This is a genomic window from Nocardioides sp., assembly GCF_030149505.1.
GTDB lineage: Bacteria > Actinomycetota > Actinomycetes > Propionibacteriales > Nocardioidaceae > Nocardioides.
This window is the reverse complement of the sequence record NZ_JASBRN010000045.1, coordinates 1-12768: the sequence shown is the minus strand read 5'-3', so window position 1 is coordinate 12768 and position 12768 is coordinate 1. Positions and strand designations below refer to the sequence as shown.

General features: G+C 74.0%; 13 protein-coding genes and 1 rRNA gene. 8 read left to right on the top strand and 6 right to left on the bottom strand.

The features are described 5' to 3' along the window. Nucleotides 1–8: 8 nt before the first annotated feature. Complete coding sequence (locus Q1V71_RS08555; RefSeq protein WP_300642888.1) at nt 9–965, bottom strand: alpha/beta fold hydrolase; 957 nt, start codon at nt 963–965, stop codon at nt 9–11. 233 nt (nt 966–1198) lie between these two features. On the opposite strand from Q1V71_RS08555, the gene Q1V71_RS08550 reads away from it, so the two are divergent. The 7 genes from Q1V71_RS08550 to Q1V71_RS08520 all read left to right on the top strand — a co-directional run bounded on the left by Q1V71_RS08550 (nt 1199) and on the right by Q1V71_RS08520 (nt 8370). Then, the gene (locus tag Q1V71_RS08550; protein WP_300642886.1) at nt 1199–2488 is read left to right on the top strand and encodes a CdaR family transcriptional regulator; all 1290 of its coding nucleotides are present in this window, start codon (nt 1199–1201) and stop codon (nt 2486–2488) included. A gap of 96 nt (nt 2489–2584) precedes the next feature. Beyond that, entirely contained in the window at nt 2585–3769 is a 1185-nt protein-coding gene (locus tag Q1V71_RS08545) for an acyltransferase domain-containing protein (RefSeq protein ID WP_300642883.1), read from the top strand. Continuing rightward, nucleotides 3769–4782, top strand: a complete 1014-nt coding sequence (locus tag Q1V71_RS08540) for a beta-ketoacyl-ACP synthase III (RefSeq protein ID WP_300642881.1) — start codon at nt 3769–3771, stop codon at nt 4780–4782. The genes Q1V71_RS08545 and Q1V71_RS08540 overlap by 1 nt, the downstream gene beginning before the upstream one ends. Nucleotides 4783–4850: 68 nt before the next feature. Beyond that, nucleotides 4851–5096 (top strand): acyl carrier protein, encoded by a 246-nt coding sequence (locus tag Q1V71_RS08535; RefSeq protein ID WP_300642880.1) that lies wholly within the window; start codon nt 4851–4853, stop codon nt 5094–5096. After that, entirely contained in the window at nt 5096–6346 is a 1251-nt protein-coding gene (locus Q1V71_RS08530; RefSeq protein ID WP_300642878.1) for a beta-ketoacyl-ACP synthase II, read from the top strand. The genes Q1V71_RS08535 and Q1V71_RS08530 overlap by 1 nt, the downstream gene beginning before the upstream one ends. Further along, the gene (locus tag Q1V71_RS08525; protein ID WP_300642876.1) at nt 6346–7800 is read left to right on the top strand and encodes an acyl-CoA carboxylase subunit beta; all 1455 of its coding nucleotides are present in this window, start codon (nt 6346–6348) and stop codon (nt 7798–7800) included. The genes Q1V71_RS08530 and Q1V71_RS08525 overlap by 1 nt, the downstream gene beginning before the upstream one ends. A gap of 117 nt (nt 7801–7917) precedes the next feature. Next, nucleotides 7918–8370 (top strand): hypothetical protein, encoded by a 453-nt coding sequence (locus tag Q1V71_RS08520; RefSeq protein WP_300642874.1) that lies wholly within the window; start codon nt 7918–7920, stop codon nt 8368–8370. Nucleotides 8371–8402: 32 nt separating this feature from the next. Here the strand turns inward: Q1V71_RS08520 and Q1V71_RS08515 are convergent, their stop codons facing one another. The 3 genes from Q1V71_RS08515 to Q1V71_RS08505 all read right to left on the bottom strand — a co-directional run bounded on the left by Q1V71_RS08515 (nt 8403) and on the right by Q1V71_RS08505 (nt 10860). Then, the gene (locus Q1V71_RS08515; RefSeq protein ID WP_300642872.1) at nt 8403–8924 is read right to left on the bottom strand and encodes a DUF3145 domain-containing protein; all 522 of its coding nucleotides are present in this window, start codon (nt 8922–8924) and stop codon (nt 8403–8405) included. Nucleotides 8925–9104: 180 nt separating this feature from the next. Continuing rightward, nucleotides 9105–10013 carry an alpha/beta hydrolase gene (locus Q1V71_RS08510; RefSeq protein WP_300642870.1) on the bottom strand — a complete coding sequence of 303 codons (909 nt, stop codon included), beginning with the start codon at nt 10011–10013 and terminating at the stop codon, nt 9105–9107. A 34-nt stretch (nt 10014–10047) separates the two neighbouring features. After that, nucleotides 10048–10860 carry a protein phosphatase 2C domain-containing protein gene (locus Q1V71_RS08505; RefSeq protein ID WP_300642868.1) on the bottom strand — a complete coding sequence of 271 codons (813 nt, stop codon included), beginning with the start codon at nt 10858–10860 and terminating at the stop codon, nt 10048–10050. A 127-nt stretch (nt 10861–10987) separates the two neighbouring features. Between Q1V71_RS08505 and Q1V71_RS08500 the strand changes: the two genes are divergently transcribed. Further along, complete coding sequence (locus Q1V71_RS08500) at nt 10988–11548, top strand: hypothetical protein (protein WP_300642867.1); 561 nt, start codon at nt 10988–10990, stop codon at nt 11546–11548. 28 nt (nt 11549–11576) lie between these two features. Here the strand turns inward: Q1V71_RS08500 and Q1V71_RS08495 are convergent, their stop codons facing one another. Both Q1V71_RS08495 and rrf read right to left on the bottom strand, forming a co-directional pair. Next, nucleotides 11577–12566, bottom strand: coding sequence for a tetratricopeptide repeat protein (locus Q1V71_RS08495; protein WP_300642865.1), 990 nt, complete (start codon nt 12564–12566; stop codon nt 11577–11579). Between the two features lie 65 nt (nt 12567–12631). Continuing rightward, nucleotides 12632–12748: ribosomal RNA gene (gene rrf / locus Q1V71_RS08490) — 5S ribosomal RNA — on the bottom strand. Nucleotides 12749–12768 lie beyond the last annotated feature (20 nt).

Sequence of the window (12768 nt, the reverse complement as noted above, 5' to 3'; positions counted from 1 at the left end):
CGTCCTCGTCAGGCCCCCGGCGTCGCCTCCGCCAGTGCGGGGACCGCGGCGACGTCGGGGACGTACCCGGTCCTCAGCAGCTGGCGCCACCTGGCCCGCGAGTACGTCGCGGGCTGGGTGCTGCGCACGAAGTCGGTGACGATCTTGGCGAAGCGCTGCGGGTGGTCCTTGTGCGGGAAGTGCCCGCTGTTGGGGATGATCTCGACCCGCGCGTCGGGGGCCAGCGCCGCGGCGTTGCCCGCGTGGCTGACCGGGATCACCCGGTCCTCGCGGCCCCACACCACGCACATCGGCATGGCCTGGGTGAGGTAGGCGCGGTCGGCCATCGTGACGATCTGCCCCTTCCAGTCCACGACGGCCCGCACGACGTGACGGATGGCGTGGCGGGCGGCGGGGTCCTTGAACGAGTCGTAGATCTCCGCGACCTCGGCCAGGTCCCGGGTGTCGCGCAGCGGCAGCCCGGAGAGCGCCCGCATCCCGGCGACGGTGGCGTGCCGGATGCCGGGCAGCGTCGCGACGCCCATCGCCTGGTGGAAGCCAGGGGTCGTGATCGCACGGATGGCGGGGGTGACCTCGGGGCCGAGGCCACCGGAGGCGACCAGCACGAGCCGCTCGGTGCGCTCGGGGAACTGGTAGGCGAACTGCATCGCCACGCCCCCGCCGAAGCTGTGGCCCACGACGGTGACCTTGTCGATCCCGAGCACGGTGAGCAGGTCGCGCACACCGTTGGCGTAGCCGCCGACGCTGTAGTCGGCGCGCGGCTTGTCCGAGAGCCCGTGGCCCAGCAGGTCCGGCGCGATGACCGTGAACCGCTTGGCGAGGTCGTCGATGACCGGCTCCCACGTCGTGTGGTTGCAGCCCAGCCCGTGCAGGAGCAGCAGGGCCGGGCCCGTGCCCACCTTCACGAAGGCTCGCCGGTGGCTGTGGATGGTGAGGTACTGGACCTCGTGGCGGGTGCTCTGCACCGCATCCTCCTCGCGTCGCACGGTCCGCCACCACCCGGCAGCTGCCGGTCGGCCACGGTTGCGTGGGGCAACTGTTGCCTAGATTTCCCTTGCACGTAAGGGCATTCACCCAATCTTGACCATCTCTCACCCCTCGGTCCCGGTCGCAGGAGCGCCCCTGACGCACCGCAACGAGCCCCGGCGGCCGCTCGGGCCCGGTCTGCCGGTCGGCGCCGATGTCCTACCGTGGCGGCGTGCCGCGCACCCCGCAGTCCCCCCGTGCCTCGGCGGCCCGCCGGCTGCGCCGCTCCGCGGGGGCGCTGAGCACGCTGGCGACCGCCGGCATGGACGAGCAGCTCCCGTGGTTCCGCGAGCTGAGCGCCGAGGACCGGTCGTGGGTGGGCCTCATCGTCCAGGCGGGCGTCCAGGGCTTCGTCGAGTGGTACGCCGCGGGCGCGGACGCCGCCAGTGCCTCCGGGCGCTCCGAGGGCGGCACCGAGCTGGCGGCCTCGGTGTTCGGGGCGGCGCCGCGGGCGCTGACCGGGGTCATCACGCTGCAGCAGACCGTGGACCTGGTCCGGCTCACGATCGACGTGGTCGAGGCCTCGGTCGACGAGGTGCTCGAGGGTGAGGACGCCGACGCAGTCCACGCCGCGATCCTGCGCTACGCCCGCGAGGTCGCCTTCGCCACCGCCGAGGTCTACGCGCGGGCCGCGGAGTCCCGCGGCGCCTGGGACGCCCGCCTGGAGGCCCTCGTCGTCGACGCCGTGCTGCGCTCGGAGACCGACGAGACCCTGCTCTCCCGCGCGAGCGCGCTCGGCTGGCAGGCCCGGGGCGACGTCGTCGTGGTGATCGGGCACCTGCCGGCCCGGCGCTCCGAGGCCGACGTCTTCGAGCAGGCCCGCCACCTGGCCCGCGCCGAGGGGCTGGACGCCCTGTGCGCCGCCCAGGGCGACCGCCTCGTGCTGCTGCTCGGCGGGGTCACCGACTCCCGCGCCGCCGCCACGGCCCTGCTGGCCTCCTTCGACGAGCGCGGACCGGTCGTGGTCGGACCGGTCGTCTCCGACCTCGCGGAGGCTCAGCACTCCGCCCGGGCCGCCCAGACCGCGCTGCGCACCTCCCCCGGCTGGCTGGACGCCCCGCGGCCGGTCCTCGCCGACGAGCTGCTGCCCGAGCGGGTTCTCGGCGGCGACGGCCACGCCCGACGACACCTCGTCGAGGAGGTCTACCTCCCGCTGCTCGGCTCCAGCGGCGCGATCGAGACCCTGCACGCCTACCTCGAGGGCACCCGCTCGATCGAGGCGGCCGCCCGCGCGCTGTTCGTGCACGCCAACACCGTGCGCTACCGGCTGCGTCGGATCACGGAGCTCACCGGGCACGACCCGACCACCCCGCGCGGCGGCCTGGTGCTGCAGCTGGCGCTGGTGCTGGGTCGCCAGTCCGGACGCGCGCGCCCCGACGTACCCCCACGCCCCCAGGAAGCCACCGAGGCCACCGAGACCGCGGACGACGCGGCGCGGCCGTCTGACGGCGCCGGCGCCTGACCGACTCCAGTTGTAGGGTTCCCACAACTACACGGCCCGGAACTTCGTGCAGGTCCCGCGCGATTCGTGGACCTCCCACCAGGCAGAGTGGAGCTCGTGCTCGTCATCGTCGCCCCCGGCCAGGGGGCCCAGACCCCCGGCATGCTCGTGCCCTGGCTGGAGGATCCCGCCTTCGAGGCCCGGTTCCGCTGGCTCTCCACCGTCGCCGGCCTCGACCTCGTCGAGCACGGCACGACCTCCGACGCCGAGACCATCCGCGCCACCGAGGTGGCCCAGCCGCTGCTGGTCGCCACCGGCCTGGTCGCCGCGCTCCAGCTCTTCCCCCACCCCGCCGACGCCTTCGAGCGGATCGGCGCCGTCGCCGGCCACAGCGTGGGTGAGATCGCCGCCGCGGCCGGCGCCCGGGCGATCACGGCCGAGCAGGCGATGGTCCTGGTCCGCGAGCGCGGCCTGGCGATGGCTCGGGCCGCCGCCGCCACCCCCACCGGCATGACCGCCCTCCTGGGCGGGGACCGCGACGAGGTGCTCGGCAGCCTGGACAAGCACGGGCTCACCCCCGCCAACGACAACGGCCCCGGGCAGGTCGTGGCAGCCGGCACCCTGGAGCAGCTCGCGGCACTCAAGGCCGACCCGCCCGCCAAGGCGCGGCTCATGCCGCTCGCGGTCGCCGGCGCCTTCCACACCCACCACATGGCACCGGCCGTCGACCACCTCGGCGCGCTCGCCCGCTCGGTCTCGGTCCACGACCCCCGCACCCGGGTCATCTCCAACCGCGACGGCCGCGTCGTCCACGACGGCCGCGAGGTCCTGCGCCGCATCGTCGGCCAGATCGCCTCCCCCGTCCGCTGGGACCTGTGCATGGAGACCATGGCCGACCTCGGCGTCACCGGCGTGCTCGAGATGCCGCCCGCCGGGACGCTGACCGGCATCCTCAAGCGCCAGCTCCCGGGGGTGGAGACCTTCGCCCTCAAGCACCCCGACCAGCTCGACGAGGCCCGCGCCTTCTGCGAGCGCCACGGCGAGTCGGCCGGCATGGAGACCTCCCCGACCTGGCGGATGGTGGTCTCGCCCGCCAAGGGCACCTTCCACCTCGACTCCGAGGCCGCCGACAGCGACGTGCTGCCCGCCGGCGCCGCGATCGGCGGTGTGGCCAGCCTGCGCGACACCGTCTCGGTGACCGCCGCCCACGGCGGCCAGGTCGTGGAGTGGCTGGTGGAGGACGGCGACCTGGTCTCCCCCGGGCAGCCGCTGCTGCGCCTGCACCCCGAGGGCGCCGCCTGATGCCCGTCCCCGCCACCGGCCTGCGCGACCAGCGCGGCGCCGCCCACGCGCGCCTGCTCGGCATCGGCGCCCACCGCCCCGCCCGGGTCGTGCCCAACAGCGAGGTCGTCGCCGGCATCGACTCCTCCGACGAGTGGATCCGCCAGCGCTCCGGCATCGAGAGCCGGCGCTGGGCCACGCCCGAGGAGACCGTCCAGGTCATGGCCGTCTCGGCTGCCCGCCAGGCGCTCGAGCGCGCCGGCCTCGACGCCCGCCAGGTCGACTGCGTCATCGTCGCCACGGTCAGCCACCTGCTGCAGACCCCGGCGCTGGCCACCGCGGTCGCGCACGAGCTCGGCACCGACGGCGCAGCGGCGTACGACGTCTCGGCCGCGTGCGCCGGCTTCTGTCACGGCATCGCCCTGGCCTCGGACCTGGTCCGGGGCGGGAGCGCCGGCCACGTCCTGGTCATCGGGGTCGAGCGGCTCTCGGAGATGACCGACCCGACCGACCGAGGTACCGCCTTCATCTTCGCCGACGGTGCGGGCGCAGCCGTGGTCGGACCGTCCGAGACCCCGGGCATCGGCCCGGTCGTCTGGGGCTCCGACGGTGAGCAGTTCGACCTCATCCGCAGCCGCGAGGACTGGCGCGACGTGCTCGCCTCCGACAGCCCGCGGATGCCGCACCTGGTGATGCAGGGCAGCGCCGTCTTCCGGTGGGCGTCCTTCACGATGGCCAAGGTCGGCCTGCAGGCCCTGGACCGCGCCGGCCTCGGCGTGGAGGACCTCGACTGCTTCGTGCCCCACCAGGCCAACATGCGCATCACCGACGCCATGGCCCGCTCGATGCGCCTGCCCGACACCGTGCGGATCGCCCGCGACATCGTCGACCAGGGCAACACCTCCGCAGCCTCGATCCCGCTCGCGCTGGACCGGATGATCGCCGAGGGCGACGCCCGCCCCGGTGACAGCGCGCTGCTCATCGCCTTCGGCGCCGGCCTGGCGTACGCCGCCCAGGTCGTCGTCGTGCCCTGACCACCCGGTCCGGGACGCTCCACCCCCAGAAGAACCGCTCCACACCCACCCCAGAAGAGGACCCACGCATGGCCACCACCGAAGAGATCCGCTCCAACCTCGCCGAGATCGTCAACGAGGTCGCCGGTGTCGACACCGACGACGTCCAGCTCGACAAGTCCTTCGTCGACGACCTCGACGTCGACTCGCTGTCCATGGTCGAGGTCGTCGTCGCGGCCGAGGAGAAGTTCGGCGTCTCCATCCCCGACGACGAGGTCAAGAACCTCAAGACCGTCGGCGACGCCGTGGCCTACATCGAGCGCGCCGCCTCCTGATGTCCTCCACGCGCGTCGTCGTCACCGGCCTCGGGGCCACCTCGCCCGTCGGGGGTGACGTGCCCTCCACCTGGGAGGCCCTGCTCGCGGGGCGCTCGGGCATCCGGGCGCTCACCGAGGAGTGGGCCGCAGACCTGCCCGTCCGGATCGCCGGACGGGCAGCCGTCGAGCCCAGCGAGGTGCTCGAGCGGGTCAAGGCCCGCCGGCTGGACCGCTCCTCCCAGCTCGCGATGGTCGCGGCCATGCAGGCCTGGGCCGACGCCGGCCTGGACGGCGCGGTCGGCGAGGGCGGTCTGGACGGCGACCGCGTCGGGGTGGCCTTCGCCTCCGGCATCGGCGGCGTGACCACCCTGCTCGACAACTACGACGCGCTGCTGGAGAAGGGTCCGCGCCGGGTCTCCCCGCTGGCGGTGCCCATGCTCATGCCCAACGCCCCCGCCGCGCAGATCAGCCTGTACGTCGGAGCCCGGGCCTTCGCCTCCACCCCGGTCAGCGCCTGCGCCTCCGGCAACGAGGCCATCGCCCTCGGCCTGGACCAGCTGCGGCTGGGCCGCGCGGACGTGGTCGTGCTCGGCGGCACCGAGGCGGCGATCCACCCGCTCAACATCGCCGCCTTCGCCAACATGATGGCGCTGTCCAAGAACGACGGGGATCCGACGACGGTCTCCCGCCCCTGGGACACCGCCCGCGACGGCTTCGTCCTCGGCGAGGGCTCGGGTGCCCTGGTCCTGGAGACCGAGGACCACGCCCGCGCCCGCGGGGCCCGCATCTACGCGACGGTCCTGGGAGCCGCGGTCACCGCGGACTCCCACGACATCGCGCAGCCCGACCCCGAGGGTCGCGGCGGCACCCGCGCCATCGCCCGCGCGCTGCGCGAGGGTGGCATCGACCCCGCCGACGTGGCGCACGTCAACGCCCACGCGACCTCGACACCGCAGGGCGACGTCGCCGAGGGCCTGATGCTCCACGCCACCCTCGGGTCGCACGCCACCGACGTGGTGGTCACCTCGACCAAGTCGATGACCGGCCACCTGCTCGGCGGCGCCGGCGCGCTCGAGGCCGTCGCCACCGTGCTCGCGGTCCACCACCGCACCAGCCCGCCCACGATCAACCTCGACGACCAGGACCCCCGCGTCGAGCTGGACATCGCCACCAAGCAGCGCGACCTGCCGCTGGGCGACATCGTGGCCCTCAACAACAGCTTCGGCTTCGGCGGCGCCAACGTCGCCGTGGCCTTCGGGAGCATCTGATGACCCTCGACACCCAGGTGGTGCCGCGGCCCCGCCCGGCCGGCACCGCACCCTCTGCGCGCGAGGAGGACCCCCGGCACCCGCTGCAGCGCCTCGGCGCGCTGCTGGACCCCGGCTCCCTCGAGCTGATCTCCCCCGTCGACGACTCCGGCATGCTCGCCGCCGTCGGCACCGTCTCCGGCACGCCGGTCGTCGCGTTCTGCTCCGACCCGACCGTGATGGGCGGGGCGATGGGCGACCTGGGCTGCCGGGTCGTGGTCGACGCCTACCACCGCGCGCTGACCGACCGGGTCCCGATCATCGGGCTGTGGCACTCCGGCGGGGCCCGGCTCGCCGAGGGCGTGCTCAGCCTCCACGCGGTGGGCCGGATCTTCCAGGTCATGACGCAGGCCTCCGGCCGGGTCCCGCAGGTCTCGGTCGTGCTCGGCCCCGCGGCCGGCGGCGCGGCGTACGGCCCCGCCCTCACCGACGTCGTCATCCTCGGCCCGGAGGGCCGGATCTTCGTCACCGGGCCCGACGTGGTCCGCTCGGTCACCGGCGAGGACGTCGACATGCGCCGGCTCGGTGGACCCGAGCCGCACGGACGCCGCTCCGGGGTCGTGCACGTCCTCACCGAGTCCGAGGAGGAGGCGCTGGAACGGGCCCGCTCGCTCGCCACCCTGCTCGCCGCGCAGGGCAGCCTCCAGGTCGCCGACGTCGAGGACCGCGACCTCGGTGCCCTGCTGCCGGAGTCGCGCAAGCGCGCCTACGACGTGCACCCCCTCGTCGAGCAGCTGCTGGACGAGGGCACCGTCGAGGAGCTGCACGCCCGGTGGGCCCCCAACATCGTCACGGCGCTGGGCCGTCTGGGCGGGCGCACCGTCGGGGTCGTCGCCAACAACCCGCTGCGCCTGGGCGGCTGCCTGGACTCGATGTCGGCGGAGAAGGCCAGCCGCTTCGTCCGCATGTGCGACGCCTTCGGCATCCCGCTCGTCGTGCTCGTCGACGTCCCGGGCTACCTGCCCGGCGTCGGCCAGGAGTGGGACGGGGTGGTCCGCCGCGGCGCCAAGCTGCTCCACGCCTTCGGTGAGTGCGTGGTCCCCCGCGTCACCCTCGTGACCCGCAAGACGTACGGCGGCGCCTACATCGCCATGAACGCCCGCTCGCTCGGGGCCACCCGCGTGTTGGCCTGGCCCGGCGCGGAGGTCGCGGTCATGGGCGCGGTGGCCGCGATCCGGATCCTGCACCGGCGCCGCCTGGCGGAGGTCTCCCCCGAGATCCGGCCCCAGGTGGAGGCCGAGCTGGCCGCCGAGCACGAGCGGATCGCCGGCGGCGTCGAGCGGGCGGTCGAGATCGGCGTCGTCGACGAGGTCGTGGACCCGGCGCTGACCCGCAGCGCCATCGCCAGGGCCATCGACCGGGCGGTCCAGTCCCAGGGCGTGCGCCGGGGGCACCACGGCAACATCCCGCTGTAGCCCACCGACCTGGACGCCCGCCCGTCCGTCCCCCCTGACCGGGGAGCGGACGGCCATGTGCGTAACCCGGAACCCGTGTGCGACGTTGTCATGACGTCCATCACAGGGAGGTCCTCCATGACGACGCGCCAGCCGGTCACCCGGCGGATGCTCGCCCCCGTCGCCATCGCCACGGCGCTGCTCGGGCTGCTGCTCGCCCTCGCACTGGTGCCGGTGAGCCCCGCCGGGGCCGCCAAGGACCGTCCGTTCGCGGAGTTCGCGAAGACCTTCCGCGGTGACGGCACCCTCAAGGAGGGCTGCGCCAACTACCGCTACCGCTACAAGATCACCCCGCCCGAGGACGCCGACACGTGGGCGCTGGAGACCTTCCTGGTCGACCGTCGCGGCGTGACCATCGCCTCAGGCGGCATCCTGGACGGCGCGGACCCCAAGCGGGGCAAGGAGCGGTTCCGCTTCTGCCGGGAGAACACCGTGCCGGGGAAGTTCCGCCTGCGCGGCAAGTTCACCTACAAGGTCGGCTTCGACACCTTCGACGGGCGGATCAACCCCACCCGGTTCAGCCTGCGCTGAGCACCTCCCGGGTCCTTCGCCAGCGCGAGGACTCAGACGACGTGGTGCAGCCAGCGCACCGGCGCCCCGTCGCCGGCGTGCCGGAACGTCTCGAGCTCGTCGTCCCACGGCTTGCCGAGCAGCTTGTCGATCTCCTGCAGCAGCGTGACGTCGCCGAGGGCCGCCTTGACGACGGCGGCCTTGAGCCGGTCCTCGGGGATCATGATGTCGCCGTGCAGGCCGGTGACGGCGTGGAAGACACCGAGCTCGGGGGTGTAGGAGTACCTGCTGCCCTCCGAACCGGACGTGGGCTCCTCGGTGATCTCGAACCGGAGGTGGTTCCAGCCGCGCAGCGCCGAGGCGACGTCGGCCGCGGTGCCGACGGCACCGGTCCACGACAGCTCGGCACGGTAGGCGCCGGTCTGCGCGGGCTGCGGGGTCCACTCCAGGTGCACGGGCACACCGAGGACACCGCCGACGGCCCACTCCACGTGCGGGCACAACGCCGACGGCGCTGAGTGCACGTAGAGGACGCCCCTCGTGGCAGCACGGGTGGCAGTAGTCGTCGTGGTCACCTGGACCTCCTTCATCTCCGGCGCGAGCTACGCCTTCCCCAGCGGGCTCGCCGTCGAGATGACCCGGATGTCAGGTCAGCACGGTGTGGGTGTGCAGTTGTGGTGGTTCCGGTGCCCATTGTGACGGATGAGGCTGCTGAGCACCAGTGCCGGGCCCGGCGCGGCGTTCAGGGTCGGCGCTCAGGACCGGGCGAGACCCTGCAACGACATCACCGTCGAGAGCACCTCCTCGGCGATGCCCAGACCGCCGAGGTGGCTCTCGCCGTCGATGACGTGCATGGTCGCATCGGGCAACCGGTCCACGACGTGGGCGCCGTGGTGGAAGGGCACGATGTGGTCGTCGTCGCCGTGCCACCACCGCACCGGCACCCGCACGTCGGCCAGGGTGAAGCCCCAGTCGCGGGTGAAGAGGATCAGGTCGTGGATGGGCGCCGTGGTCTGGAAGCGGCTGCCGTTGAGCAGGTCGTCGAGGAACATCGCCTTGAACTCCGGACGGGCCAGGAGGTTCTTGTCCCCCGGGGGCTGCACCGCGGCGTAGAGGTCCAGGCCGGGGCCGGCCACCGGACGGGCCAGCCGGATCAGCTGGGTCAGGGCCACGCCGATCGGCACCCGGCCGGCACGCAGCAGCGGAGAGAGCCAGCGGGCGAGCTGGATGATCCCGCCGGCGGCGGCGTCGGGACCCAGCACCGGCGCCACACCGCCGAGGACGGCCACGCCCTCGACCCGCTCCGGCAGCGCAGCGCCTGCGGCCAGGACGTAGGGGCCTCCCCCGGACAGCCCGACGAGCCGGACCGTGTCGACCGCCAGGGCGTCGAGCAGCAGCACGAGGTCCGCGGTCCAGTCCACGAGGGTCGGGTAGAGGTGCGGCGTGGAGGAACCGATCCCCGGCCGGTCGATGCCGATGATGCGGAGTCCGTGCTCCACGGCGTACGCCCTCGCCTCGAGCGGGATCTGCCGGCGAGCACCGGGGGTGCCGTGCATCCACACGATCGCGGGTCCACGCGGGCTGCCGTACTCGGCGAAGCTGAGCCGTCGACCGTCGCGCACCGCGACGTTGCCCTCGAGCGCGGGCCTCTTCACGTCCTTCACGCTGCGTAGTCTGGCAGGGCTCGCGGGCCACCACCTACAGGTGCACGCTGGCCGGATCCACGATGTTGGCAAGGTCGGTCAGCGACCCCAGCGCCGTGCCGGTGCCGACCACCCGCGGTCCGTCCTCGACGTCGAGGACCACGGCCGTGGCGTTGTCACGACCCCCCGCCTCCAGCGCGTGCTGCACCAGGACCGCCGCAGCGGCGCCAGGCATCCCCAGCCGCAGGACCTCGGCGATCCGACGCTGCGGCACCAGGTCGCTGACGCCGTCGCTGCACAGCAGCAGCCGGTCGCCGGGGGCCAGGTCGAGGAGCACCACGTCGGCAGCCACCGACTCCGGCGGGACCTCGGCGCTGGAGTGGAGCGAGCGCATCACGACGTGCCGCCACGGGTGGGCCAGCGCGTCCTCGGCGGTGATCGTGCCGTCCTCCACCAGCTGCTGGACGTAGGTGTGGTCGCGGGTGATCCGCGCGAGGGTCTGGTCGCGCCAGAGGTAGGCCCGCGAGTCCCCGACGTGGGCCAGGGCGACCGTGGTGCCGTCCGTGGTGACGCACGTCAGCGTCGTGGCCATCCCCTGGCGGTCCTCGTCCTGCGCCACCCCTGCGCGCAGGGACGTCAGTGCCGCGGCGACGGCCTCCCGCACGACGATGTCCGGCGGGGCGCCGAAGCGCGCGAGGGCCGTGGCCGCGACGACGTACGCCGCGGTCGCGGACGCGACCTCGCCGGCCGCCGCGCCGCCCACCCCGTCCGCGACGACGGCGACGTAGGGAGCGAGGTAGGCCGCGTCCTCGTTGTGGCTGCGGCGACGACCGACGTCGCTGACCCCGGCACCAGAGAACCTCAGCACGGCTCCTCCGTCCCCGCTGCGCCAGCCGTGACCCCGATGCCACGGGTGGGTGCGGTCCCGGCATTCAAGACGCCCGACCCCCGAGCGGTCAAGACTCCCCGGGGTGGGGTGGCTCTACGCTGCCTGCATGGCCGAGCCCGACGACTCCCGCGCTGACCGGGAGCGATCTGCGGGTCCGGCCCCCTCGCTGGGCGTCGCCCGGAGCCGCTGGCGCGGAGTCGCCGTCGGCCTGGCAGCCACGGCGGTGCTCCTGGTCACCGTGTCCTGGTGGGCCACCCACCCCGGCGCGCTGCCCGTGCGCGAGGGACACGTGACCGCGGTGACCACCCCGGGACGCGCGGTGTACGTCGGGATGGTCTCCGGCAGCGAGGTCGACCGCACCCTCCGCCTTGGAGGCGTCCACGTGCGCACCGAGGCCACCGTCCCGGTCGAGGTGGTGCCGCTCCTGTGCCGGGGTGGCTCGGTGAGCGTCACCTCGGACGCCGCCCCCTTCTGCTCCGACCTGCTCGACCCGACCGGACAGCAGCTGCGCCCTGGGGACTCGCTGGTGGTCCGCGTGACCGGGCAGGAGGCAGGAGCCGCCTACGTGGGCCGGGTGTCCCTGGCGTTCCGCAGCGGGCTCCAGGTCGGCACGCAACCGGCAGGCACGCGCGCCGTCGTGGCGATCGTGCCCCCGACCGAGTCCTGACCGCAGCCCACGACCCGCTGGGCCGGGCTCACCCGCCGGACTGGTCCTGCGCCTTCTCCAGCAGCACCGCGCGTGCAGCAGCATCGGTCAGCTCGTCGGCGTCGATCGCGTCCGTGCGGTGGAACCACATGAGCGCCTCGGTCGGACGACCCGCGGCCTCGAGGGTGTCCGCGTAGGCGTAGCGCAGCCGCACCACCCACGACTCACGGCTCTTGGACATGAGCGGGGCTTGCTCGAGGACGCGCAGGGCCGCGTCGAGCTGACCCATGTCACGCCGAGCACCAGCTTCGACGATCGTCATCTCCGCCTTCGCCGGGGAGGCGAAGTTGGCGACCGACGGGCTGTGGGCCAGCTTCACGGCCTGCTCGGGCTGGCCGAGCGCCCGGTGGCAGTCGGCCATGATCGGGAGGTAGTCGGTGGCGCCGTTCATCCGCTTCGCCGCACGCAGGTCCGCGAGCGCCTCGGCGTAGTGCCCGGCGGCGTACGCCGCCTCGCCGGCGGCCTCGCGCACCACCGCCAACCGCGGGGCTCGGGCCCGTGCGGCGAGCGTGTGCTGGTAGGCGGTCTCCGGGTCGTCGTCGACCAGCTGGCCGGCGGCCACGAGGTGACGGGCGACGCGGGCGGCCAGCTTCTCCGGCAGGCCCTTGAGCTGGTTGGCCACCGCGCGGTCGAGCTCCTTGCCGGTGATGTCCTCCGGCAGCTCCGGACCGTCGTAGACGGCCTGGTCGGCGGTCCGGGGGCCGCGCTCGTCACGACCGCCCCGGTCGCGGGGGCCGCTTCGCGCGGGACCGCGGCCGTCGCCGCGCCGCTCCCCGCCACGCTGGTCCGCACCGCGACGCCCCTGGCCGTCCCGGGCCTGGCCCTCACGGGCCTGGCCGTCGCGAGCGCGACCTCGCTCGCCGCTCGGCCTCGAGCCGCCGGCACCGCCGCGTCCTCGGGGCGCTCCCGAGGAGCTGCCTCCTGCCGACGGACGGCCGCCTCGACCGGGCTTCTGGTTGCCGGAGCGCTCTTGAGCCACGTCTGGTCGTTCCTCTCTGAAAATGCACGTAGGGGCCACCTTGCGGTGGCCCCTACGGAGTGTATGTCCGGCGGCGTCCTACTCTCCCACGACCTCGCGATCGCAGTACCATCGGCGCTGAGAGGCTTAACTTCCGGGTTCGGGATGGGACCGGGTGTTTCCCTCTCGCTATGGCCGCCGTAACTCTAGCGACTCACCCACA

Excerpts from the sequence above, each read along its gene's own strand:
- Q1V71_RS08540 (WP_300642881.1), top strand. The coding sequence starts at position 3,769 with ATGCCCGTCCCCGCCACCGGCCTGCGCGACCAGCGCGGCGCCGCCCAC.
- Q1V71_RS08535 (WP_300642880.1), top strand. The coding sequence starts at position 4,851 with ATGGCCACCACCGAAGAGATCCGCTCCAACCTCGCCGAGATCGTCAAC.
- Q1V71_RS08530 (WP_300642878.1), top strand. The coding sequence starts at position 5,096 with ATGTCCTCCACGCGCGTCGTCGTCACCGGCCTCGGGGCCACCTCGCCC.
- Q1V71_RS08525 (WP_300642876.1), top strand. The coding sequence starts at position 6,346 with ATGACCCTCGACACCCAGGTGGTGCCGCGGCCCCGCCCGGCCGGCACC.
- Q1V71_RS08520 (WP_300642874.1), top strand. The coding sequence starts at position 7,918 with ATGACGACGCGCCAGCCGGTCACCCGGCGGATGCTCGCCCCCGTCGCC.
- Q1V71_RS08500 (WP_300642867.1), top strand. The coding sequence starts at position 10,988 with ATGGCCGAGCCCGACGACTCCCGCGCTGACCGGGAGCGATCTGCGGGT.